23 protein-coding genes are annotated in these 23,083 nt (G+C 69.2%); 7 read left to right on the forward strand and 16 right to left on the reverse strand.

The window, feature by feature from the left end:
- Both J2X34_RS05895 and J2X34_RS05900 read right to left on the reverse strand, forming a co-directional pair.
- Entirely contained in the window at positions 1-432 is a 432-nt protein-coding gene (locus J2X34_RS05895) for an NfeD family protein (protein WP_114723034.1), read from the reverse strand.
- A gap of 58 nt (positions 433-490) precedes the next feature.
- Positions 491-1,318: a DUF3097 domain-containing protein gene (locus J2X34_RS05900; RefSeq protein WP_429516366.1), complete on the reverse strand. Its 828-nt coding sequence runs from the start codon at positions 1,316-1,318 to the stop codon at positions 491-493.
- Positions 1,319-1,385: 67 nt separating this feature from the next.
- On the opposite strand from J2X34_RS05900, the gene J2X34_RS05905 reads away from it, so the two are divergent.
- Positions 1,386-2,198, forward strand: coding sequence for a hypothetical protein (locus J2X34_RS05905; RefSeq protein WP_114723032.1), 813 nt, complete (start codon positions 1,386-1,388; stop codon positions 2,196-2,198).
- Positions 2,199-2,224: 26 nt separating this feature from the next.
- Here J2X34_RS05905 and J2X34_RS05910 read toward each other — a convergent pair whose 3' ends face one another.
- The 9 genes from J2X34_RS05910 to J2X34_RS05950 all read right to left on the reverse strand — a co-directional run bounded on the left by J2X34_RS05910 (position 2,225) and on the right by J2X34_RS05950 (position 11,050).
- A complete protein-coding gene (locus J2X34_RS05910) occupies positions 2,225-2,713 on the reverse strand; it encodes a helix-turn-helix domain-containing protein (RefSeq protein WP_258558017.1) in 489 nt (162 codons plus the stop codon).
- A gap of 62 nt (positions 2,714-2,775) precedes the next feature.
- Positions 2,776-3,846: a ferrochelatase gene (locus tag J2X34_RS05915; RefSeq protein ID WP_114723031.1), complete on the reverse strand. Its 1,071-nt coding sequence runs from the start codon at positions 3,844-3,846 to the stop codon at positions 2,776-2,778.
- 42 nt (positions 3,847-3,888) lie between these two features.
- Positions 3,889-4,686: an NADH-dependent enoyl-ACP reductase InhA gene (gene inhA, locus J2X34_RS05920; RefSeq protein WP_114723030.1), complete on the reverse strand. Its 798-nt coding sequence runs from the start codon at positions 4,684-4,686 to the stop codon at positions 3,889-3,891.
- A gap of 52 nt (positions 4,687-4,738) precedes the next feature.
- Positions 4,739-5,461, reverse strand: a complete 723-nt coding sequence (gene fabG1 / locus J2X34_RS05925; RefSeq protein ID WP_114723029.1) for a 3-oxoacyl-ACP reductase FabG1 — start codon at positions 5,459-5,461, stop codon at positions 4,739-4,741.
- Between the two features lie 68 nt (positions 5,462-5,529).
- The gene (locus J2X34_RS05930) at positions 5,530-6,510 is read right to left on the reverse strand and encodes a VWA domain-containing protein (RefSeq protein ID WP_114723028.1); all 981 of its coding nucleotides are present in this window, start codon (positions 6,508-6,510) and stop codon (positions 5,530-5,532) included.
- On the reverse strand, positions 6,507-7,463 hold the full coding sequence (locus tag J2X34_RS05935) for a DUF58 domain-containing protein (protein WP_114723027.1): 957 nt from the start codon (positions 7,461-7,463) through the stop codon (positions 6,507-6,509). Before J2X34_RS05935 ends, J2X34_RS05930 begins: the two co-directional genes overlap by 4 nt.
- Positions 7,460-8,575, reverse strand: coding sequence for an AAA family ATPase (locus J2X34_RS05940; RefSeq protein WP_114723026.1), 1,116 nt, complete (start codon positions 8,573-8,575; stop codon positions 7,460-7,462). The genes J2X34_RS05935 and J2X34_RS05940 overlap by 4 nt, the downstream gene beginning before the upstream one ends.
- A gap of 97 nt (positions 8,576-8,672) precedes the next feature.
- A complete protein-coding gene (locus J2X34_RS05945; RefSeq protein WP_429516367.1) occupies positions 8,673-10,121 on the reverse strand; it encodes an NlpC/P60 family protein in 1,449 nt (482 codons plus the stop codon).
- A 359-nt stretch (positions 10,122-10,480) separates the two neighbouring features.
- The gene (locus J2X34_RS05950) at positions 10,481-11,050 is read right to left on the reverse strand and encodes a DUF6676 family protein (protein ID WP_258558014.1); all 570 of its coding nucleotides are present in this window, start codon (positions 11,048-11,050) and stop codon (positions 10,481-10,483) included.
- Between the two features lie 320 nt (positions 11,051-11,370).
- Between J2X34_RS05950 and acnA the strand changes: the two genes are divergently transcribed.
- The 3 genes from acnA to J2X34_RS05965 all read left to right on the forward strand — a co-directional run bounded on the left by acnA (position 11,371) and on the right by J2X34_RS05965 (position 15,680).
- The gene (acnA, locus tag J2X34_RS05955) at positions 11,371-14,172 is read left to right on the forward strand and encodes an aconitate hydratase AcnA (protein ID WP_174910027.1); all 2,802 of its coding nucleotides are present in this window, start codon (positions 11,371-11,373) and stop codon (positions 14,170-14,172) included.
- Between the two features lie 111 nt (positions 14,173-14,283).
- The gene (locus tag J2X34_RS05960; RefSeq protein ID WP_174910025.1) at positions 14,284-14,853 is read left to right on the forward strand and encodes a TetR/AcrR family transcriptional regulator; all 570 of its coding nucleotides are present in this window, start codon (positions 14,284-14,286) and stop codon (positions 14,851-14,853) included.
- A gap of 170 nt (positions 14,854-15,023) precedes the next feature.
- Positions 15,024-15,680, forward strand: coding sequence for a maleylpyruvate isomerase family mycothiol-dependent enzyme (locus tag J2X34_RS05965; RefSeq protein WP_254622916.1), 657 nt, complete (start codon positions 15,024-15,026; stop codon positions 15,678-15,680).
- 158 nt (positions 15,681-15,838) lie between these two features.
- Here the strand turns inward: J2X34_RS05965 and J2X34_RS05970 are convergent, their stop codons facing one another.
- The 3 genes from J2X34_RS05970 to J2X34_RS05980 form a co-directional block, all read right to left on the reverse strand.
- A complete protein-coding gene (locus J2X34_RS05970; RefSeq protein WP_174910021.1) occupies positions 15,839-16,360 on the reverse strand; it encodes a hypothetical protein in 522 nt (173 codons plus the stop codon).
- A gap of 167 nt (positions 16,361-16,527) precedes the next feature.
- A complete protein-coding gene (locus tag J2X34_RS05975) occupies positions 16,528-16,770 on the reverse strand; it encodes a helix-turn-helix domain-containing protein (protein ID WP_114723021.1) in 243 nt (80 codons plus the stop codon).
- 105 nt (positions 16,771-16,875) lie between these two features.
- Positions 16,876-18,507 carry an ABC-F family ATP-binding cassette domain-containing protein gene (locus J2X34_RS05980; RefSeq protein ID WP_429516368.1) on the reverse strand — a complete coding sequence of 544 codons (1,632 nt, stop codon included), beginning with the start codon at positions 18,505-18,507 and terminating at the stop codon, positions 16,876-16,878.
- 163 nt (positions 18,508-18,670) lie between these two features.
- Here J2X34_RS05980 and J2X34_RS05985 point away from each other — a divergent pair, with 163 nt between their 5' ends.
- A complete protein-coding gene (locus J2X34_RS05985) occupies positions 18,671-19,441 on the forward strand; it encodes an SDR family oxidoreductase (protein WP_114722741.1) in 771 nt (256 codons plus the stop codon).
- Positions 19,442-19,470: 29 nt separating this feature from the next.
- Positions 19,471-20,556 carry a lycopene cyclase family protein gene (locus tag J2X34_RS05990; protein WP_429516432.1) on the forward strand — a complete coding sequence of 362 codons (1,086 nt, stop codon included), beginning with the start codon at positions 19,471-19,473 and terminating at the stop codon, positions 20,554-20,556.
- Position 20,557: 1 nt separating this feature from the next.
- Here the strand turns inward: J2X34_RS05990 and J2X34_RS05995 are convergent, their stop codons facing one another.
- Complete coding sequence (locus J2X34_RS05995; RefSeq protein ID WP_429516369.1) at positions 20,558-21,553, reverse strand: alkaline phosphatase family protein; 996 nt, start codon at positions 21,551-21,553, stop codon at positions 20,558-20,560.
- Between the two features lie 196 nt (positions 21,554-21,749).
- Here J2X34_RS05995 and J2X34_RS06000 point away from each other — a divergent pair, with 196 nt between their 5' ends.
- Complete coding sequence (locus tag J2X34_RS06000; RefSeq protein ID WP_114722740.1) at positions 21,750-22,583, forward strand: Ku protein; 834 nt, start codon at positions 21,750-21,752, stop codon at positions 22,581-22,583.
- 4 nt (positions 22,584-22,587) lie between these two features.
- Here the strand turns inward: J2X34_RS06000 and J2X34_RS06005 are convergent, their stop codons facing one another.
- On the reverse strand, positions 22,588-23,079 hold the full coding sequence (locus J2X34_RS06005) for a DUF1990 domain-containing protein (RefSeq protein ID WP_181818832.1): 492 nt from the start codon (positions 23,077-23,079) through the stop codon (positions 22,588-22,590).
- Positions 23,080-23,083: the final 4 nt, after the last annotated feature.

A 23,083-nucleotide genomic window follows, 5' to 3' on the forward strand; every position in this document is an offset into this window, starting at 1 on the left:
CTACGGTCCCCTCCACACGACGGCGGTCGCGCCGTCGATCTCCATCACCGTCACAGTCGTGCCCGGCGGATACACCTCGGTGACGTCGAGTGGACGCGCCGTCCACACGTCACCGTCGAGCTTGACCTGCCCGGCGTGCGCCCCGACCTCCTCGAGGACGAGCGCCTGCTTGCCGGCCAACGCGGCCGCATTGGTCAGTTTGAGCGGTGGAGCTTCGAAGCGCCGCAACAACACCGGGCGCACCCCCAAGACCAGCGCGACCGAGACGACACCGAACACGATCGCGTCGACCCACACCGGGAAGTCGGTCACCGCGCTGAAGCCGGCCGTCGCCAACGCGCCACCGGCGAGCATCAGCAGGAAGAACTCCCCCGCCAACGCCTCCGCAGCCGCCAACAACACCCCCGCCACCAGCCAAATCAGAGCTGCCACGCCACCATCTAACCAGAACTCGGGACGCGGCCGCCGGGACCGCGGACCCGGCTGTGGATCAATCGACGGTGACGAAATCGACAAGCCGCTCGACGGCACCGATCAGCGGGGCCTCGAGATCCCGGAAACTGCTGACCGCGCCGTAGACGCGGCGCCACCCGTCCTGCGGTGTGCCCCAGCCCAGCGCGTCGCACACACCGGTCTTCCAGTCCTGGCCGCGCGGCACCTTGGGCCACGCGTCGATCCCGACCGCCTTGGGTCGCACCGCCTCCCAGACGTCGATGTACGGGTGGCCGGTGACCATCACGTGCGGGCCGAGCCCCTGCGTCAGCCGCTCCTCCTTGGAACCGGTGACCAGATGGTCGACGAGCACACCGACCTTGCGTCCCGGACCCGGCTGGAACTCGACCAACCGGTCCGCGAGGTTGTCGAGCCCCTCCAGATGCTCGACGACGACGCCCTCCACGCGCAGGTCGTGCCCCCAGACCCGCTCGACGAGCGCGGCGTCGTGGACGCCCTCCACCCAGATCCGGCTGGGCAGCGCGGTGCGGGCCCGCAGGCCCTCGACGCGCGTCGAACCGGACGCCGAACGCTGCGCCGCCGCGTTCTGTTGCTGCTGCGGCGCGGGACGGACGAGGGTGACGGGTCGACCGTCGATGAGGAACGCGGCCTCGCGCATCGCGAACAGTCGGGTGCGCCGGGCACCGTCCTCGAGTCGGACGAAGTCGCCGTCGTAGGTGCGTTCGAAGCCGACGACGGCCCCGCAGAATCCGGTCGAGGCGTCCTCGACCACCAGGTCCCGTTCCGCCGGCACCTTCGGGATCGAGGGCTTCCGGGTCCGGGGGTGGCCGGCGTAGATGTCGCCGTACTTGTTGCTCGCGTTCACGGCACTTCACGCTATGCGAGCAAGGCGTGCGCGCGCCGGTCGCCACGCCGTCCTATGCTCGTTAACCGTGAGTTCCCCCAGCGCGACGCTGACCGTGTGGGCCGGTTCCTGGCTCGCCGGCGACAGCGCCCCCGACGACGTGATCGACGCCCTGCACCAGTGGGCGCCGATGCACATCGTCGGCGCCTCCGACGCCGCAACCGCGCAGTCGGCCGGGCTGGACTGGCCGGGCGTTCAGGACGGCGCGGGGCCGCTCCTGCTGCGCATCGTGCGACAGGGCACCGCGCCCGCGGGGGCCGAGGTGCGTCTCGTCCTACCGGCACCGGGTGACGTGCGCGGCCTGCCCGCCGGCACCGGCTTCGCGCGGGCGGCGCTCGAGGCCGGCGAGGGCGTGATCGTCGGCGAGACCGGGCATCCGGGAACCGGACTCGTGCCCGTGATCGAGGGACCGGACGTGCTGCGGTGGACGGTCTTTCCGATCGCGACGGTGCCGCCGGCGGCCGACTACACGGGACTGGGCGAGGCCGAGTACGCGATGCGCGAGGCCATCCGCGGCGCCGCCGACGCACTGCTGCGCCTGTCGTCGGTGCAGACAGGCCGCGCCGACGGCGATCCCCGCCGGCGCATCGCCGAGGCGCTCGACGACCGCGCCCACCATCGGTACCCCGACGCGATCCCGACGCGGGCGTTGCGCATCCTCGACTCCGCCGACCAGGTGGCCACGATTCTCGCTGTCGCCGAGGACGATTCACCGACCGAGGCGCCGTCGGCGTCCAGCGCCGCCGCCCGCGAGGAACTGTTGCGCCCACTGTGGGCGGCGGTCCGTTCGGCCCGGGTGGCCGCGGTGTCCGCGTGCGCGGGGTCAGCACACCGGGCCTGACCGCTCCGAGACGGCCCCGAGACGGCTCAGTCGTCGCGGTGGTTCATCACGATGTGCCGGTCGATCCGCACGTGCTCGTCGAGGGTGGGGTATCGCAGGCCGGTGTCGCGACCGTAGTCGTGGTGCCGCAGCCACGCGTACACGTCGCCCCACAGCCAGATGCCGCCGGAGACGGTGTTGAACGGCACCGGGAACGGGGTTCCCTTCTGCCGCACGCCGCGCACCCACTGCCCCACCGCCTGGCGGGTGACCCCGGCACGGTCGGCGACGTCCTGCCGAGTCACGAGATCCGGATGGGTGCGCAGCGGACGCACCCCCCGCGCCGCCAACTGGTCCACCAGGCTCATACCGGCGGTCGCGCAGCGCATGCCCTCGGTCGTCACCGTCAGCAGCTGCAGCCCCGAACGTTCGTCGACGCGGCCGCCGAACTCCTCCGCGATCGTCGCCTCCCGCGAAAGTGTCAGCAGCGGAACGATGAACGAGAATTCGAAGCGGTGATAGAGGGTGTCGTGCACCCGCCCAACATAGCCCTCCACATCCCGCGTTTCCATTCGGAAACGCGCCGGCGGGTCCGGCGTCAGCGACCCGCCGGACGACGCGCCGGCGCGCAGCACTCGGTGGCGCAGGGCAGCCCGTCCACGGTGGCGCCCAGCAGCGGCTCCCGTCCGAGCCGAGCCGGCGCCGTGCCGGTTCGCCGCTCCTCGACCAGCGCGCGCACCATCCGAGCGAAACGCGGATCGGTGCCCGGCGTCGCGACCCGGACGAACTCGATGCCCAGTTCCGCGGCCTTGTCGCGGGCCTCGGTGTCGAGGTCCCACACCACCTCCAGGTGGTCGGACACGAACCCGACCGGGCACACGATCACCGCCGGGGCACCCGCGGCGGCCACCGTGTCGAGGTGATCGCAGATGTCGGGGTCGAGCCACGGCACCTGCGGCGGACCGGACCGCGACTGCCACACCAGGTCGAAGTCGTCGACGCCGACGGCCTCCGCACACAGGCGGGCCGCCTCGGCGACCTGCCGGCTGTAGAGATGCCCGCCCTCGGCCGGGGGCCCGGCGGCGGCATCGGCGGCGATCGGAACCGAGTGCGCCGTGAACACCAGCCGCGCGCGATCCCGCACGTTCCCCGAAAGCTGCTGTCGCGCAACGCGGATCGCGTCGGCGAAGGCCCCGATCAGGAGCGGATGGTCGTAGTACTGCCGCAGCTTCGCGAGCGTCGGAGCGTCGGCGCCGACCGCCGCACGGGCCCGGACGATGTCCTCGTGGTACTGCCGGCAGCCGGAGTACCCGCCCCAAGCCGACGTCGGGAACACCAGCGCGGTGCGGACACCGTCGTCACGCATGCGTGCGACGGTGTCCTCCACCATCGGGTGCCAGTTGCGGTTGCCGAAGTACACCGGCAGATCGATCCCGGCGACGCGCAGATCCGCCTCGACGCGCTCGATGATGTCGCGGTTGAGAGCGTTGATCGGCGACACCCCGCCGAAGTGCATGTAGTGCTCGGCGACGGCGTCGAGCCGCTCGGGCGGGATCCCCCGGCCCCGGGTCACGTTCTCGAGGAACGGCCGCACGTCCTCGGGCTTCTCGGGCCCCCCGAACGAGAGCACGAGTAGTGCGTCGAACTCCGTCTCCTGCTGACCGCTCATGCCCTCATTCTCGCCCGTCGCCGAAACACCGCCGTGGACGGGTCAGCCGACCACCGCGTGGAAGCCGCCGTCGACGTAGATGATCGACGCGGTGGTGCCGGGCAGCCAGTCCGAGAGCACCGTGCACACGCTCTTGGCGACGGGGGTCGGGTCGTCGACGTCCCATCCGATCGGCGCGGCACTGTCCCACGCGGTGTTCAGCTTGTTCAGCTCGTCGCCGGCACCGGTCGCGTCGCCGGCGATGGCCTTCGCCGCCAGCGTCTTGACCGGCCCTGCCGCAACGAGATTGGAGCGGATGCCGCGCACGCCGACCTCCTTGGCGACGTACCGGTTGACCGCCTCGAGCGTGGCCTTGGACACACCCATCCAGTTGTAGAACGGCATCGCACGGGACGGATCGAAGTCCATGCCGACAATGGACGCGTTGTCGTTGAGGACCGGCAGCAGCGCCTTGGCAAGCGAGGCGTACGAGTACGCGGAGATCTCCATTGCCTTGGAGATGTCCGACCACGGTGCGTCCAGGAACGGGGCACCCAGACCCGAGCGCGGCGAGAAGGCGATGGAGTGCACGACCCCGTCGATGCCCTCGGGCGCCAACTCCCGGACCCGGTCGGCGAGCGTCGCGAGATGCTCGTCGTCCTGGACGTTCAGCTCGACGGCCGGCGGCACCGGCTCCGGCAGACGCTGCGCGATGCGATCGATCAGCCGGAGCCGGTCGAACCCGGTGATGATCACCTTCGCGCCCTGCTCCTGCGCCACCTTCGCGACGTGGAACGCGATGGATGCGTCGGTGATGATTCCGGTGACGAGAATGGTCTTGCCCGCGAGCAGTCCGCCCATGTTGCTTCTCCTGTAGATGAAAGTCTGTGGGTGCGTGATGTTTCGGGAGGGCCTAGTGGCCCATGCCCATGCCGCCGTCGACCGGGATCACGGCACCGGAGACATACGCGGAGTCCTCGGAGGCGAGGAAGCTGACCACCGCGGCGACGTCCTCGGCCTTGCCCAGGCGCTGCAGCGGGATGAACTTCTTGGCGGTGTCGCGCAGGTCCTCCGACAGTTCCGCGGTCATGTCGGTCTCGATGAAGCCCGGTGCCACCACGTTCGCGGTGATCGACCGCGACCCCAGTTCACGGGTGATCGACCGCGCCATGCCGATGACGCCGGCCTTCGACGCCGCGTAGTTGATCTGGCCTGCCTGGCCGGCGAGGCCGACGACCGAGCCCAGGAAGATCATCCGTCCCCAACGGGCGCGCAGCATCGCCCGATTGGCGCGCTTGGCGCATCGGAAGGCGCCGGTCAGATTGGAGTCGATGACGCGCGAGAACTGCTCCTCGTCCATCCGCATGAGAAGCGTGTCGTCGGTGATGCCCGCGTTGGCGACCAGGACCTCGACCGGACCCTGATGCTCCTCGACCTCCTTGAACGCACGGTCGATCGACTCCGCGTCCGTCACATCGCACTTGACGCCGAACAGGCCCTCCGGCACACCCGACCCGCGGTGAGTGACGGCAACCTTGTGCCCGTCCTCCAGAAGGCGCTGCGCGACGGCCAGGCCGATGCCGCGGTTGCCTCCGGTCACGAGCACGGAACGGGACGGGGAGCTGGATTTCGACATGCGATCAACCTATCTGTTCGGTTGCCGGTTTCGGGCGGAGGTGGACGAATTCGACGTAACGGACCAGATCAGGGCAGGCGCTGCCGCAGCACGAGTGCCGTCGCGAGTCCCGCCGCGCTGAAGAGCACGCCGAGGACGAGCCAGGGTCGACTGGCGTCGCCGCGGGCGTTCTCGAAACCGATCTGCTCCTCGAGTGTGTCGTACACGTCGCGTAGTTCCTCGAGGCTGGACGCGGTGAAGAAGTTGCCGCCCGAGAGGTTCGCGATCTCCCGGAGCGAGGGATCGTCCACCGGCACCGGGATGCGGTCGCCCTCGATCTCGACGGTGCCGTAGCTCGTACCGAACGAGATCGTGGAGATCGGCACGCCCTTGTCCTTCGCCTGCCGGGCCGCGGTGAACCCACCGCGCGGGTCGTCGGGGCTCTCCGGCACGGTCTGCTTGCCGTCCGAGAGCAGCACGATGCGGGCGGGCGGCGCCTGCTCGCTGCCGCCGAGAACCGCTGCGAGCGTGTCGATCGACTGCAGCGAGGTGAAGATCGCCTCACCGGTCGCGGTCCGTTCGCTGAGCTTCAGGTTGTCGATCGCGGCCTTGGTCTCGTCGCGATTCGGCGTCGGCGACACCAGAACCGATGCGGTGCCCGCGAACGCGACCAACCCGAGGTTGATCCCCGGAGTCAGGCCGTCGGCGAACGACTTCGCCGCCTCCTGCGCGGCCGCGAGACGACTCGGCTCGACGTCGGTGGCCTTCATCGACAGCGACACGTCGATCACCAGCACCACCGTCGCGCGGTTCCGCGGGACCCGCTTGTCGGCGGTCGGCCCGGCGAGCGCGACGGTCAGGAAGACCAGCCCGACGAGCATCAGGGCGATCGGGATGTGCCGGGTCCGGTTCGGCCGGTTGGGTGCGACCTTCTCGAGCAGCTCCATGTTCGCGAAGCGCAACACGTGCTTCTGGCGGCGACGCTGAATGACGACGTAGCCCGCGGCCAACCCCGCCACGACCACCAGGAACAACAACCACCAGGGAGAAGCGAACTGCGACAGGCTCATCCGCGCGCCGCCCGGGTCCCGGGAGCGCCGTAGCTGTGCCGACGGGAGGTGACGAACCGCACGACATCGGCGATCCAGTCCCGATCGGTACTCAAGCTCAGTCGTGGTGCCCCGCAGCGTCGCAGCGCGGCCTCCACGTCGTCGCGATGCGACTGCGCGGCGCGCGCGAAGTCGGCGCGCAACCGGGGTGTCGTCGAGAACTCCCGCGTCCGACCCGATTCGGGGTCGAACAGCACGACGTCGCCCGCGTCGGGCAGCGCCGTATCGCGCGGGTCGAGTACCTCGACGCCGAGCAGTTCGTGCCGGCCGGACAGGGCGCGCAGCGAGCGCTCCCAGTCGATCGGCCCCAGGAAATCGCTGATGACCACGGCGAGACCGCGTCGGCGCTCCGGGCGGCGGAGCGACTCGAGCGCGCCGCGCAGGTCGCCGCGGACACCGTCGGCGGCGTGCGGGGTGGACGCGATGCGCCGGAGCATCGCCTGCGCGTGGACGCGGCCCCCACGCGCCGGAATCCGCACCGTCCGATCCCCGGTGGCGACGATGGCACCGATCCGGTTCCCGCTGCCGCCGGCGAGGTAGGTGATGGCCGAGGCCGCGGCCACCGCGAGGTCGCGCTTCTCGCACCCGACGGTTCCGAAGTCCAGACTCGACGACAGGTCGACCACGAGCCACGTCTCGAGCTCCCGGTCGGCGACCGTCTGCCGGACGTGCGGATGGGTGGTGCGGGCGGTCACCGACCAATCCATCTGGCGCACATCGTCACCGGGTTGGTACTCGCGGGCGTCGCCCGGTTCGGAGCCCGGACCGGGGATCAGACCGAGGTGATCGCCGTGGAGCACCCCGTCCAGGCGTCGGCGGACGGTCAGTTCGAGGGTCCGCAGGGCGGCGGTCAGTTCCGGGTCGCGCAGCGATCCGGAGCGGAACGACGGCACTGCTCCCGCGCGACGGGTCACTGTTGCTGCGTGCCCGACGAGGACAGGTGCGCGGGCTCGAACGCCGGCGGTGCCACCGGCGCAACCGGCTGGGCGCCGACCTGCGGCAGCCCGACGGTCTGCAGCACCCGGGTGATCACGTCGTCCGGCGACACCTCGTCGGCGAGCGCGTCGTACGACAGAACCAGACGGTGGCGCAACACATCCGGAATGACTTCGAGCACGTCCTGCGGGACGACGTAGTCGCGTCCGCGGAGCAGCGCCAGGGCGCGGGACGCGGAGATGATGCCGAGCGTCGCGCGCGGCGACGCCCCGTAGGCGATCCAACCGGCGACGTCGTCGAGGCCGAACTGTCGAGGCGTGCGCGTCGCGGCGATCACACGGACCACATAGTCGACCAGCGCGTGGTGGACGAACACGGTGCTCGCGACCTTCTGCAGTCGGACGAGTTCGTGCGCGTCGAGAACCTGATGCGGCTCCGGAGCGGCGACGCCCATCCGGTAGACGATCTCGCGCTCCTCCTCCACCGACGGGTAGTCGACGAGCACCTTGAACAGGAAGCGGTCGCGCTGGGCTTCCGGCAACGGATAGACGCCCTCGTTCTCGATCGGGTTCTGCGTCGCCATCACCAGGAACGGCTCGGGCATCGGGTACGTCTTGCCGCCGATCGACACGTGGCGTTCGGCCATGACCTCGAGCAGCGCCGACTGCACCTTCGCGGGTGCGCGGTTGATCTCGTCGGCGAGCAGGAAGTTCGCCACGACCGGGCCGAGCTCGGTGTCGAACTGCTCGCGGCCCTGCCGGTAGATGCGGGTACCGATCAGGTCGGTGGGCACGAGGTCCGGGGTGAACTGCACGCGGGAGAACGATCCGCCGACGACCTTCGCGAACGTCTCCACGGCCAGCGTCTTCGCGACGCCCGGAACGCCCTCGAGCAGCACGTGCCCCTTGGCCAGCACGCCGACGAGCATGCGCTCGACCAGGCGGTCCTGCCCGACGATGACTCGCTTGACCTCGTAGATCGCCCGCTCGAGGGTGTGCACGTCACGAGCGAGATCGGACGCCGGCGCCCCCGCGCTCGCGTGCGCTCCCTCCGAGCCGGACCCAGCTACCGCGCCGTCACGTGAGGTCACCAAGAATCCCCGCTTCCACCTAGATCGTTCTCATCGACTCGACTGTCCGCTCAACTATTCCAGGTGTCACCCGTTCCCCGCACGCAGGCGAGGTGACCTAGGACACCATACGGACAGCGTAGGGCGTCATCCCGTCCCACCGCACCGGCGAGACCTTCACGATCGACCCGGACTGCGGCGCCTCGAGCATCTGCCCGTCACCGAGGTAGAGGGCGACGTGCTGACTCGCGTTCGGGCCGTAGAAGATCATGTCGCCACGACGCATGTCCGACGACGCCACCTGGGTGCCCGCCGTGTACTGATATCCGGTGTAGTGCGGCAAGGAGATTCCGACACCGGCGAACGCGTAGATCATCAGTCCCGAGCAGTCGAATCCGACCTTGTCGAAGTCGCCGAAGCTGTCGGCGACGCCGCCGTCGCGGATGCCCAGTGTCGGGCCGCTGGCGTTCCCGCCACCCCATGCGTACGGGACGCCCAGCTGCGACATGCCACGGTCGATCACCGTCTCGATCGCCGCGCTCCCGGTGACGGCCGGAGACATCGGGCGTGGCTGGGACTGGGCCGGTGGCGTCCAGCCGGAGTCCCCGTCGTCGATCTGGGTGTGTGGGCGCTCACCGTCCGCCAGCTGGGCCGCCCGCTCGTTCGCCGCGCGATCCTCCGCGGCCCGCCGCGCGGCCTCGGCGGCGGCGGCAGCGGCGGCAGCAGCGGCTGCTTCCTCCGCCTGCCGCTGGTTGTCCCAGTTGATGTATGCCTCGCGCTGGCCCTGCAGTCCGGCAACGTTGCTCCGGGCGGCGTCGAGCTGCGCCTGGGCCGAATTGCGGTCGGCCTCGATCTGAGCCTTCCGGGTGGCCTGTTCCTCGAGCGCACTCCGGGCCGAGACGATCGCCTGTTCCGCCTCCGCCTTCTTCGACTCGGCCTCGCTTGCCGCGGCGTCCGCGCGCTGCTTGGCCTCGCGGGCGGCGGAGTCCCGGTTGGCCTGCTCGGTCCGCGCCCGCTGCAGGTTCTCGAGAACCGCCTTCTGGCTCGCCGACAGCACCCGCATGATCTGGGCGCGGTCCAGGATGTCGTCGGGCCCCTCGGCACCGAAGTACGACGACAGCGACGCGACGTTGCGCCCCTTGGTGTAACTCGACACCGCGTAGTCGGTGAACCGCTTCTGGGCCTGCTCGATCTGCGTTCCGGCGTCACGAAGCGCCTGCTGGCTCTGCGCCACCATGCCGCCCGCGGCATCCGCGGCGTCCCGAGCGCTCTGCAGGTCGACGAGGGCGCGATTGACGTCCTCGCGCTTGATCGCGACCTCGTCGTCGAGCCGCGACAACTCCTGGTTCGCGGTGGCCACTCGGTTGATGAGGTCACCCACCTGGACGACGCCCTCCGAGACCTGCGCGTTGCCGCTCTGGATCTCGGCATCGGACGGATTGGGCGGTGGCGGCGGCACGGCGGCCGCGATGCCCGGTGTCCCCGCTACCAGCGCGCCGACGATGCTCACACCCAACACGACTCGGGCGAACCGTGAACGCGTCCGCGAGAAGCCCGGACGTCGCACGCCACCGCGTGAACTCCTAGAACCCCTCCGCCTCACAACACCCTCCCTAAGGCTGTGACCGGGCCGGCGGCTTGTCCGACCCGTGCGGGGAGGTACGCCGACGGCACCGCCGGCGACGCGCAGATCGCGTGACGGCACAACGGTCACGCGAATCGTCACATCACTCTCGCGACACTTCTTCCCCAAAAAGTGCCATTGGCACCGTACGACACTTTGCGCTCTCTGGTGAACTCTTGTCACAAATGACGTGGACGTAATTCGACCTGGGGAAATGGCGCGAATACGCCGAATCGACGGCCCTCGCGCAGGTACGGGCGGTCGGGACGGTGGGTGGGAGTTCGGGCGGCGAACGCCGGGCGTCAGCGGGCGGCGCTGTCCCCGTCGGAATCGGCATCGGCGCCCACGGCCGGACCGGACGGGGCAGACGCGGGGGCGGGTCCACGGCGCGATTTCGCGAAGTAGGACACCCCGCCCACCAGCACCACCACCAGCACCAGGAGGGCGGTGACGAGGCCCCACGGCGTACCGGGCTCGGTGATCTCGTCGACGAAGTTGTTCGCCGACTCGACGGCGTTACCGGTGTACGTGCGGTCCTGCGCACCCTCGAGCACGACCCGGCTCACGGTGTCGCTGTAGGTGCCGGGCGCCGACGGTCCGAGCACCAGCACCGTGCCGCCCTCGGTCTGCCCCACCTCGGTCGCGAGGTCCCGCAACTGCTCGGATCGGCCCGGATCCTTGTCCACGACAACGACACTGAGCTTGATCCCGTGCTCCTCGGCGCGGATCACGACGTCGCGCAGACCCTCCACGTCCGATGCGGGCGCCGAGACTCCGTCGTCCGCGAGGTCCGCGAGCACCGAGTCGACGGAGACGCCATCGGGAATGGTGGCGACGAGCGGGAGCAGGGCATGCGCGATAGGAGCAGACATCTCTCATCCGGGTTCGGTGACGAAGGGCAAGCGTGCACTGCACAGTACGTGACGGCCCGCCGCCGAGACCGCCTCGTCCGTTGCGCCCGCGCGCCGACTGCGTGAGGATTGGACCGACGCGAGCAGGCCCGTCAGCCCCGGCCGGAACTCGGCAATACCCTGCAGTCTCACAGGACAAGCGTACTGTTAGACTCGTTTCGAGACGCCCGCGGAACTGTCGGGTTCGGTCCGCCGACCGAATCGGGTCCTGTTCGCGTGCCTCGCTTCAGCCGTCGACACAGCCCCGTCGACGGCGAACCTCAAAGACGAGTGGAGCTGACGTGACCACCAGTATTGATTCGTTCGGCGCCAAGGGAACGCTCGAGGTCGGAGACAACTCGTACGAGATCTTCCGCCTCGCGTCCGTCCCCGGCACCGAGAAGCTGCCCTACGCGCTGAAGGTTCTCGCCGAGAACCTGCTGCGCACCGAGGACGGTGCCAACATCACCGCCGATCACATTCGCGCCATCGCGAACTGGGACCCCTCGGCGCAGCCGAGCGTCGAGATCCAGTTCACCCCCGCGCGCGTGATCATGCAGGACTTCACCGGCGTGCCCTGTGTCGTCGACCTCGCCACCATGCGTGAGGCCGTCACCGCCCTCGGCGGCGACCCGAACAAGGTCAACCCGCTCTCCCCGGCCGACATGGTCATCGACCACTCGGTGATCCTCGACGTCTTCGGCCGCGCCGACGCTCTCGAGCGCAACGTCGACCTCGAGTACCAGCGCAACGGCGAGCGTTACCAGTTCCTGCGCTGGGGCCAGGGCGCGTTCGACGACTTCAAGGTCGTCCCCCCGGGCATGGGCATCGTGCACCAGGTCAACATCGAGTACCTGGCGCCCACCGTCATGACCCGCAACGGTCAGGCATACCCCGACACCTGCGTCGGCACCGACTCGCACACCACGATGGTCAACGGCCTGGGCGTGCTGGGCTGGGGCGTCGGCGGCATCGAGGCCGAGGCTGCCATGCTCGGCCAGCCGGTCTCCATGCTGATCCCGCGCGTCGTCGGCTTCAAGCTGACCGGTGAGATCAAGCCCGGCGTGACCGCGACCGACGTCGTGCTCACCGTCACCGACATGCTGCGCAAGCACGGCGTGGTCGGCAAGTTCGTCGAGTTCTACGGTGCGGGCGTCGCCGAGGTGCCGCTGGCCAACCGCGCGACCCTGGGCAACATGAGCCCCGAGTTCGGTTCCACCGCAGCGATCTTCCCGATCGACGGCGAGACCATCAACTACCTGCGTCTGACCGGACGTTCCGAGGAGCAGCTCGCGCTCGTCGAGGCGTACGCCAAGGAGCAGGGCATGTGGCACGACGCGGACCACGAGCCCGCGTACTCCGAGTACCTCGAGCTGGACCTGTCGACGGTCGTGCCGTCGATCGCCGGCCCGAAGCGTCCTCAGGACCGCATCCTGCTGTCGGAGTCGAAGGACGCGTTCCGTCGCGACATCGTCACCTACGTCACCAACGGTGCCGAGGCCGCCCACTCCGCGCTGGACGAGGCCGTCGAGGAGTCCTTCCCGGCGTCCGACCCGGCCTCGACGGCCGGCGTCTCCGACGTCGCCTCGGTGATTCCGTCGGCCGCCAACGGTTCGCACGGACGCCCGAGCAAGCCGGTGACGGTGAAGACCGAGCGCGGCGAGTTCGTTCTCGACCACGGCGCGGTCGCGGTTGCCGGCATCACTTCCTGCACCAACACGTCGAACCCGTCGGTCATGCTCGGCGCCGCTCTGCTCGCCCGCAATGCGGTCGAGAAGGGCCTCGAGACCAAGCCGTGGGTCAAGACCAACATGGCTCCGGGTTCGCAGGTCGTCTCCGACTACTACGAGAAGGCCGGCCTGTGGCCGTACCTCGAGAAGCTCGGCTTCTACCTCGGCGGTTACGGCTGCACCACGTGCATCGGTAACACCGGTCCGCTGCCGGAGGAGATCTCCAAGGCGATCAACGAGCACGACCTGTCGGTCACCGCGGTGCTCTCCGGCAACCGCAACTTCGAGGGTCGCATCTCCCCCGACGTCAAGATGAACTACCTGGCGTCCCCGCCGCTCGTCATCGCGTACGCGCTGGCCGGCACCATGGACTTCGACTTCGAGACCGACGCGCTGGGTCAGGACCAGGACGGCAACGACGTCTTCCTCAAGGACATCTGGCCGTCCGCGCAGGAGATCGACGACACCATCAAGTCGGCCATCAGCCAGGACATGTTCCGCAAGTCCTACGCCACGGTCTTCGCAGGCGACGAGCGCTGGCAGAACCTGGCCACCCCGGAGGGCGATACCTTCGCGTGGGACGAGAAGTCGACCTACGTCCGCAAGGCGCCGTACTTCGACGGCATGACGATGGATCCGGCTCCGGTCACCGACATCTCGGGCGCCCGCGTGCTCGCGCTGCTCGGCGACTCGGTCACCACCGACCACATCAGCCCGGCCGGCCCGATCAAGCCCGGTACCCCGGCCGCGCAGTACCTGGACGCCAACGGTGTCGAGCGCAAGGACTACAACTCCCTGGGCTCGCGTCGCGGTAACCACGAGGTGATGATCCGCGGCACGTTCGCGAACATCCGTCTGCGCAACCAGCTCCTCGACGACGTCTCGGGCGGCTACACCCGCGACTTCACCCTCGAGGGTGGCCCGCAGTCGTTCATCTACGACGCGTCGCAGAACTACCAGGCCGCCGGCATCCCGCTGGTCGTGCTGGGCGGCAAGGAGTACGGCTCCGGTTCGTCGCGTGACTGGGCCGCCAAGGGCACCAGCCTGCTCGGCGTCAAGGCCGTCATCGTCGAGTCGTTCGAGCGCATCCACCGCTCGAACCTGATCGGCATGGGCGTCGTCCCGCTGCAGTTCCCGGCAGGTGAGTCGGCAGGCTCGCTGGGCCTGGACGGCACCGAGACCTTCGACATCGCGGGCGTCGCGAAGCTGAACGAGGGCGTCACCCCGGAGACGGTCAAGGTCACCGCGACCAAGGCGGATGGGTCTCGTACAGAGTTTGATGCGGTCGTCCGTATCGACACCCCCGGTGAGGCGGACTACTACCGCAACGGCGGCATCCTGCAGTACGTGCTGCGCAACATGATCCGGGGCTAGTCACCTGATCGTGTGATCCCGGTTCCCCGGGATCACTCAGCGCGTTGACGGCGGGCTCGGGACGTCAGTCTCGGGCCCGCCGTTGCAGTTTCGTACGAAAGGATGTCGGCTGTGCCCAAGGTCAGTGAAGACCATCTCGCGGCGCGGCGGAGCCAGATTCTGGACGGGGCCCGCCAGTGCTTCGCGCAGTACGGCTACGACGGCGCCACCGTGCGCCGCCTCGAGGAAACCACCGGGCTCTCGCGCGGTGCGATCTTCCACCACTTCAAGGACAAGGACGGACTGTTCCTCGCCCTTGCCCACGAGGACGCCAAACGCATGGCCGACGTCGTCGCCGAGGGCGGTCTGGTCCAGGTGATGCGCGACATGCTCGCGTCCCCCGAGCAGTTCGACTGGCTCGGAACGCGACTCGAAATCGCCCGACGGCTGCGCACCGACCCCGAGTTCGCCCGCGACTGGACACAGCGCAGTGCCGAACTCACCGAGGCCACCGTCCGCCGCCTCGAGCGCCAGAAGTCGGCCGGACGCCTGCGCGACGACCTGCCTACCGACGTTCTGCTCGACTACCTCGACCTGGTCCTCGACGGCCTGATCGCACGCATCGCCTCCGGCCACGGCGGCGAGAACCTCTCGGCCGTGCTCGATCTCGTCGAGGAATCGGTGCGTCGCAGAGATACCTGAACCGACTCGTCCCTTCATCAGCTGCGGGCGTTCGCGCGTAACCGGCCCGCCGCCGGCCGAGATCGAGTGATACTGCGTCATGGCTACTGATCGCCGACCGCGGCACAACAGGGGAACGGCCGGCAATGGGCACGGGCTACTCGTGGTCTTGGACCAGTCCGGGAGTTGCAGTGCGTGACGTGAAGGAGTTGGCCCGCGCCGAGCGGACCCAACTCGCGACTCTCCTGCATTCACTCACCCCACAGCAGTGGCAGACGCCATCGTTGTGCGCGGGCTGGAGCGTCCGCGACGTCGTTGCCCACATGCTGAGCTACGAGGAGCTGGGCCCCGGCGGGGTGGCGAGCAGGTTCGCTCGCGGTTGGTTGCGGTTCGACCGCGCCAACGCGATCGGGCTGGACGACTTCGCAGAGCACAGCCCACACCAACTGCTCGACTTACTGGATCGCAGCCTGCAGCCCCGAGGACTCACCACCGCATTCGGGAGCCGAATCGCGCTCGTCGACGGCATGATCCACCAGCAGGACATTCGTCGGCCGCTCGGCCTCCCGCGGGATATCCCCGCCGAGGCGCTCGTGCCCGCTCTCGACTTCGCGCGCATCGCGCCCCCGATAGGCGCACACCGACGGATCCGGGGCCTTCGATTGGCGGCAACAGACCTGGACTGGACCGCGGGAAGCGGACCTGAAGTCCGCGGACCCGGCGAGGCCCTGCTCATGTCCGTCGCCGGACGCGGCGATGTCGCGAACGAGCTCGAGGGCCCCGGCCTGGCGACGCTGCGAGTACGGCTCGGCGGTTCCTCATCCGGCCGCCCACCGGCAAACGTCTAGCGGGCCACTCCCGGATGGACGTCGGCGTTGGGTGTGGGTGGCGATCCGGCGGGGATCCGTAGGCATCCGTGTCGAATGGAAACGGCGGCCTCCCCGCGGAGTCCAGTTACAGCCTCGCGCGACGACGTAGCGGTGGCGCACCGAACAAGAACCATGCTTCAGGAAATGGTAACGGGGCCCGTCGTTCCGGTGACTGTCCACTGTCCGTCGATGCGCTCGAGGACGTAGGTGAGCCCGATTCCGCAATCGATGCCACACCATAGTCGTACGCCGGCGTGGGCCCTCCCGTCGTCCTGTCGCTGCGTCGGATCGAGCTCGATGATGACTCCGTCGTTCTCGACGCCAGTCAAGCCTTGCCTTCCGACATCTGCCCGCTGATCAGGGCTTGCAATGAACTCGACAGAGGGAAGATCGCCGGACTGTGCGGTGATGTCGTTCTTCAGGTCGGTGTCGAACTGCGAACCGTCGACGACGTAGACGTACCCGACCGGCGACGGCGATCTCGCGAAGGGATTGTCGACGAGAACCAGTTGGTGCAGCGCAGCGGAGTAGAGCTGAGATTCCTCACTCGGCGGCGAGGATACGGGCGAGTCGAGCCCATCACCGCCCGTACCGGTGCTCGCGCAACCGGCCACGGCGGCAGCGAGCAGCAAGGACGCAGCTACAGCCCGCATACGCATGATTCGGACAGTACATAACGCGGACCTTCAAGCTGGCGATTTTCCGTGATACCACAAGCCCTCGCCGGACGGCAGAATCTCGCGGACCGGCCGATCGAAACTGGAATCCCTGTTGGCTCCGGCTGGTGGGATCCCACCAGAAGCTCCCCGATCCGGTAACAGCCTGGTCAAACAGTCTTCTTGCGCCGGTTCGGCCCACCCCGCCGCCGCAGTGTCACGTCCGCCTCGACGAGCACGTTGTGGATGAACCCGTACGAGCGGCCGGTCTGTTCGGCGAGGGTGCGGATGCTCGCACCGGCTTCGTACTGGGCTTTCAGTTCGTCGCGGAGTTTGTCACGCGATTCCCCGGTGATTCGGGCCCCCCGGGAAACCCCGCCGGAAACCCCGCCGATCCCCGTGCTCTCCGCCATGACATCCTCCGGTCAGCTGAGCGAGCCCCGGTTTCCAGGCTAGATCACCGATCGACGCGTGATCAACAAACCGAAAACTCGCTCAGCCAGCGGGGATGGGACGAATCAGGCGAGCTGGATGAGTTCGAGGTACTCCTGGGACCAGTGATCTTCCTGCCCATCAGGCAGCAGGATGACCCGCTCCGGGTTCAGTGCCTCGGCGGCGCCCGGATCGTGCGTGACGAGGACGACGGCACCCTTGTAGCTGCGCAGCGCGTCGAGCACCTGCTCGCGCGAGATCGGGTCGAGGTTGTTGGTCGGCTCGTCGAGCAGCAGCACATTCGCCGCCGACGACACCAGCCCGGCCAGCGCCAGACGCGTCTTCTCGCCACCGGACAGCGTGCCGGCCGGCTGCTCGAGCTGCGGGCCGGTGAACATGAACGCCCCCAGCAGGGAACGCAGTTCCTGCTCCCCGGTGTCGGGGGCGGCGTGCCGGATGTTCTCCCACACGGTCGCGTCGTCGTCGAGGGTGTCGTGTTCCTGAGCGAAGTAGCCGATCTTCAGGCCGTGACCGGGGACCAGCTCGCCCGCATTGGGCGTTTCGGTGCCCGCCAGGATGCGCAGCAGCGTCGTCTTACCGGCACCGTTGAGCCCGAGCACGACCACCCGGCTGCCACGGTCGATCGCCAGATCGACACCGGCGAAGATCTCCAAGGAGCCGTACATCTTGGTCAGGTTCTCGGCCATCAGCGGTGTCTTGCCGCAGGTGGCGGGCTCCGGGAAGCGGATGTGGGCGACCTTGTCGTCCACCCGCACCTCGTCGAGAGCGGCCATCATCTTGTCGGCGCGCTTGGCCATGTTCTGCGCCGCGGTCGCCTTCGTCGCCTTCGCGCCGAGCTTGGCCGCCTGCACGCGCAGCGCACCGGCCTTCTTCTCGGCGTTCGCGCGTTCACGCCGGCGCCGCTGCTCGTCGGTGGCGCGGGCGTCGAGGTACTTCTTCCAGCCCATGTTGTAGATGTCGGCCTCGCCGCGCACGGCGTCGAGGAACCACACCCGGTTCACGACGTCGTTGAGCAGGTCCACGTCGTGACTGATCACGATCAGGCCGCCGTCGTGGTTCTGCAGGAAACCACGCAACCACGTGATCGAGTCGGCGTCGAGGTGGTTGGTGGGCTCGTCGAGCAGCAGCGTGGTGTTCGACTTGCCGCCCGAACCGTCCGAGGCCGCGAACAGGATCCGGGCCAGCTCCACGCGGCGACGCTGACCACCGGAGAGGGTGCGCAGCGGCTGCTCCAGGATGCGATCCGCCAGCCCGAGGCTGTTGCAGATGCGGGCCGCCTCGGACTCGGCCACATACCCGCCGAGCGCGGAGAACCGGTCCTCGAGCGAACCGTACTTGCGCACGGCCTTGTCACGGACCGCGTCGTCGACGGCCTCGGCCATGATGGTCTGCTGCTTTTCCATCTTGCGCATGATCTCGTCGAGACCCCGCGCCGACAGCACCCGGTCCTTCGCGAGGACGTCGAGGTTGCCCTCCTTCGGGTCCTGCGGCAGATACCCCAACTCGCCGCTGCGGATCACCGCACCCGCGTAGGGCTCGCCCTCCCCCGCCAGGATGCGCAGGGTGGTCGTCTTCCCCGCACCGTTACGCCCCACCAGACCGATCCGGTCCCCGGCCTGCACACGCAACGCCGAACCCGGGGCAGACAGCAGCGTCCGCACACCGGCACGAACTTCGAGGTCGGTGGCGGTAATCAAGCAAAACTCCCTAGGTGAGAAAAGGCGGGACGGCCCCGAAGCGCACGCACTGCGCCATTCGGACGTCATCGTGCCCGCGATAGAGCACAAGAACCACCGATTTTACCGTGACGCGGGATTGTCGCCACACCGCGGTGCAGTGAGTCGGCTAACGTTCGGCTCCATGACACGTGCGAACGATCTGCAGGGACGCAACGCCCTCGTCACCGGCGCCAGCCGAGGAATCGGCAAGGCCATCGCCGCGGAACTGCTGTGGCGCGGCGCCAACGTCGTGGTGACCGCGCGCAAACCCGAACCGCTCGAGGAAGCGGCCGCGGACCTGCGCGCCCTCGGGCACGCCGGCAAGGTCATCGCGATCGTCGGGAACTCCGGCGACGCCGACGCCCGCACCGAGGCCGTCGCCCGCACGGTGAGCGACCTTGGATCGATCGACATCCTGATCAACAACACCGGCATCAACCCGGTCTACGGCGCGCTGATGGACGCCGACCTCGACGCCGTCCGCAAGATCTTCGACGTCAATGTCGTCGCCGCCCTCGGCTACGTCCAGGAGGCGTACCGGGCCTGGATGGGCGAGCACGGTGGCGCGGTCGTGAACCTCGCGAGCGTCGCCGGCATCCGCTCGACCGGCGTCATCGCCGCGTACGGCGCCTCGAAGGCCGCGCTGATCCGGCTCACCGAGGAACTCGCGTGGCAGCTCGGGCCGAAGATCCGGGTCAACGCCGTCGCCCCCGGCGTGGTGAAGACCAAGTTCGCGGCGGCCCTCGTGTCGGCCGGCGAGGATCAGGCGTCGTCGGTCTACCCGATGAAGCGGCTGGGAACCCCGGAGGACGTCGCCGCCCTGGTCGGTTTCCTCGTCTCCGACGATGCCGCCTGGATCACCGGCGAGACCGTCCGCGTCGACGGCGGACTGCTCGCGACGGGCGGGCTCTGATCCCTACGTTCTCCGCCGATGTCGCGGTGGTGGGCCTCGGTCCCGCCGGCCGCGCCCTCGCCCACCGCGCCGCCGCCGCCGGGCTGCGGGTGGTGGGTGTCGACCCGACGCCCGACCGACCGTGGACGCCCACCTACGCGGCCTGGGTCGACGAACTGCCGTCCTGGCTGGATTCGTCGGTGTTGCGTGCCCGGGTGTCCCGACCCCGGGTGTGGACGACGCGCGAACGGAGCCTCGACCGCGCGTACGCCGTGCTCGACAACTCCGCCCTGCATGCGCGGCTCGGATTCGATCGCGTCGTTCGCGGGGTAGCGGCCGAGATCGGCCCCGGCACGGTCACGTTGCGCGACGGCACGCAGATCCGCGCGGCACGGGTGATCGATTCGCGCGGCCTGCGCCCCGATCCGGCGCTGGCGGAGCAGACCGCGTTCGGGATCGTGGTGTCCGAGGAGGTCGCGGCCCCCGCGATGGCCGGGGCCGACGGCTGGTTCATGGACTGGCGCCGCGATAACGGCACCGCGCCGGACGATCCGGCGTCGTTCCTCTATGCCGTCCCCCTCGGTGCCGACCGGGTGCTGCTCGAGGAGACCTGTCTCGTGGGACGGCCCGGGTTGCCGCCCGATTCGCTGCGCACGCGACTCGCGACCCGGCTGCGTAACCGCGGCGTCGAACTGCCCGCCGCCGCGCCGGCCGAACGGGTGCGCTTTCCCGTGGAGGCTCCGCGCGGTGGGTCCGCGGTGGCCGCGTTCGGTGCCCGGGCGGGGTTGATCCACCCGGGCACCGGCTACAGCGTGGCGGCGTCCCTGTGCGCGGTCGACGAGGTGGTCACCGCGCTCACCACCGGCAGGGACCCCACAAAAGCATTGTGGCCGTTACCCACCCGAGCCGTCCGGACCCTGCGCGAGGTGGGGTTGCGGGCGCTGCTGAGCCTCGATCCGGCATGCACCGCCGCGTTCTTCGAGGCCTTCTTCGCCCTGCCGGTGGACCGGCAGCGGGCCTACCTGTCCGGACGTGATCACCCCGCGGCCATCGCCGCGGCGATGTGGGAGATCTTCCGGAAGGCACCGCCGCCGATCCGTCGGACGCTGGCGGCAGCCGGCGTCCGACGGTCGTGACTCAGGACCCGAGCGAGCCCGTCGGGATCCACGACGGCAGCCGGCCGAGGGAACCGGTCACGGTCGGCGCGGTCTTCGGCAGCGGGGCGCCGTCGAGGTCGGCGGGCTGGGCGATGCCCAGGTTGTCGAGGACCGTGGGAGCGACGTCGGCGATCGTGTACTCGTCGTCGGCGACGCCGGCCTGGTAGCCCGCACCGCGCGCGATCACGAACGTCGTTGCCTCCTCGGCACTCTGGCCGCCGTGGCCGCCGTTCGGCTTGTGGCCGTGGTCGGAGGTGACGATGATCGTCCACTTCTCGCCGGTGGCGTTGCTGCGCGCGTCGACCGCGTCGACGATCTTGCCGACCTCGGCGTCGACGCGCTCGAGGGCCGGCGCGTACTCCGATCCGACGGTGCCCGAGGAGTGTCCGGCGCCATCCACCTGGTCGAGTTGGGTGAAGACGAAATCCGGACCATTGGAGGCGATCTCGGCGGCGACGGCAGTCGCGGTGGCCGCGTCGGTCGCGGCCTCGCTGCCGGCACCCGGGGTCGTCACGACGACGTCGGCCTTGGGTGTGCCCGATCCGGCGATGGTGGCGATGCCGCCCCACGTCGAGATCGAGGCGGTGCGCAGTTCGGGCTTCACCTGCTCGATGCGGGTGAAGGCCGTCGGGTACTGGTCGTAGCGCGAGCCGTTGAACGAGTTGTCGACCACACCGTGCTTGGTGTGCCACACGCCGGTGAGGATCGTCGACCACGACGGACCGGAGATCGTCGGGTGACCGAGGATCGACGACTGCCCGCTGGTGCCCTCGGCGATCAGCCGATGCAGGTTGGGGGTGTTCGCGTCCTTGACGTAGTCGAGCATCGTGCCGTCGAGTCCGATGACGACGGTCTTGGTGACCGACGGCGTGGGCGCGGCGCTCGCGGTACCCGCTGCGCCGACGACACCGGCCGCGACGGCACCGGCGGCGAGGAGGAGGGACAGGGCCTTGGGGGATGTGATGTTGTTAGTCACAACGAACAGCCTGAATCGGACTAGACCAATTCTCCCGACGCCGGACGGACCGTTCGTCGACTGTTCGACGGGCGTTCGCCGCAGACGCCGCGACGACGCCTGCCTGTCGGTCCGACGTCGCCGAAATGTCTCGAGATGGTGATGATCTTCTCGGCGGAGCCGACACCGTGCCCCGATCTGGGCAATAGTGGGTTCCATGCGATCAATCTGGAAGGGTTCCATCGCGTTCGGGCTGGTCAACGTGCCGGTCAAGGTGTACTCCGCGACGGAGGACCACGACATCCGCTTCCATCAGGTCCACGCCAAGGACGGCGGACGGATCAAGTACAACCGGGTGTGCAGTGAATGCGGCCAGACGGTGCAGTTCGCGGACATCGACAAGGCCTACGACTCCGACGACGGCGATCGCGTCATCCTCACCGACGAGGACTTCGAGAAGCTGCCGGCGGCCGAGCAACACGAGATCCCGGTGTTGCAGTTCGTGCCCACCGACCAGATCGATCCGATCCTGTTCGAGAAGAGCTACTACCTCGAGCCGGACTCGGCCACACCGAAGGCGTACGTGCTGCTGGCGAAGACACTCGCGAAGACCGATCGCACCGCACTGGTGCACTTCACCCTCCGCCAGAAGACCCGACTGGCGGCACTGCGGGAACGGGACGGGGTGCTGGTGATCCAGACACTGCTGTGGCCCGACGAGGTCCGCGCGGCCGCATTCCCGTCCCTCGACGACGCCGAGGAACCTAAGGCCAAGGAACTGAAGATGGCCGGCACGCTCGTCGAGAGCATGGCCGAGGACTTCGACCCCACCGAGTTCACCGACGACTACCAGATCCAGCTCCGCCAACTCCTGGACGACGCGATCGCCAGCGGTGGCAAGAAGGTCATCCCCGCCGCCGAACGGGCCGAGGCAGGCGGCGAGGACGCCGAGGTGGTCGACCTGGTCGCGGCCCTGCAGCGCAGTCTCGAGGCGGCCGGCGAGGACGTCAAGCCCGCACCCGCGAAGAAGGCGGGCCGCAAGCGGGCCTGACGCGTCAGTCGGCGAACGCGTCCAGATAGCGCCGCGTCATCGCACGCTGCACGAGACGTGCCACCGGGTCGCCGACGCGGGTGAACCAGCGGCCGGGACGCGAGAACGCGGTGATCGTCGCGACCACCGCGCCGTCGGCGTGGCGTTCGACGCAGAACCGCTCCTCCCCCGACTCGGGATGACCGGTCAGCGTGCCGTACGCGAATCCGCGACGGTCGGGCTCGTCGACGACGTAGATCACGCGGCACGGGATCGTGAAGCCGAACCACCGCAACTCGACGGTGGTGCCGGGCACCGCGATCGGCGACTCGGCCTCCACCCGTAGGCATGCACGCCGGTGGACATCCCAGCCCATCAACGCGTCGGACGCGGCGAGGAAGGCATCCTCGCCGCGTCCGATGGCGGTCGATTCCCGCAGGTGTCGGTAGCCGGCCGGCAGCTCTCCGGCGGTGGCACCGACCTCGCGGTAGGTCAGTACCCGGGAATCCCGGGCCAACCCG

The sequence above is a fragment of the Rhodococcus sp. BE178 genome (genome assembly GCF_050433545.1).
Classification (GTDB): domain Bacteria; phylum Actinomycetota; class Actinomycetes; order Mycobacteriales; family Mycobacteriaceae; genus Prescottella.

Excerpts from the sequence above, each read along its gene's own strand:
- J2X34_RS05915 (WP_114723031.1), bottom strand. The coding sequence starts at position 3,846 with ATGAGCGGTCAGCAGGAGACGGAGTTCGACGCACTACTCGTGCTCTCG.
- inhA (WP_114723030.1), bottom strand. The coding sequence starts at position 4,686 with ATGGGCGGACTGCTCGCGGGCAAGACCATTCTCGTCACCGGAATCATC.
- fabG1 (WP_114723029.1), bottom strand. The coding sequence starts at position 5,461 with ATGTCGAAATCCAGCTCCCCGTCCCGTTCCGTGCTCGTGACCGGAGGC.
- J2X34_RS05930 (WP_114723028.1), bottom strand. The coding sequence starts at position 6,510 with ATGAGCCTGTCGCAGTTCGCTTCTCCCTGGTGGTTGTTGTTCCTGGTG.
- J2X34_RS05950 (WP_258558014.1), bottom strand. The coding sequence starts at position 11,050 with ATGTCTGCTCCTATCGCGCATGCCCTGCTCCCGCTCGTCGCCACCATT.
- J2X34_RS05970 (WP_174910021.1), bottom strand. The coding sequence starts at position 16,360 with ATGCGTATGCGGGCTGTAGCTGCGTCCTTGCTGCTCGCTGCCGCCGTG.
- J2X34_RS05975 (WP_114723021.1), bottom strand. The coding sequence starts at position 16,770 with ATGGCGGAGAGCACGGGGATCGGCGGGGTTTCCGGCGGGGTTTCCCGG.
- J2X34_RS05985 (WP_114722741.1), top strand. The coding sequence starts at position 18,671 with ATGACACGTGCGAACGATCTGCAGGGACGCAACGCCCTCGTCACCGGC.
- J2X34_RS06000 (WP_114722740.1), top strand. The coding sequence starts at position 21,750 with ATGCGATCAATCTGGAAGGGTTCCATCGCGTTCGGGCTGGTCAACGTG.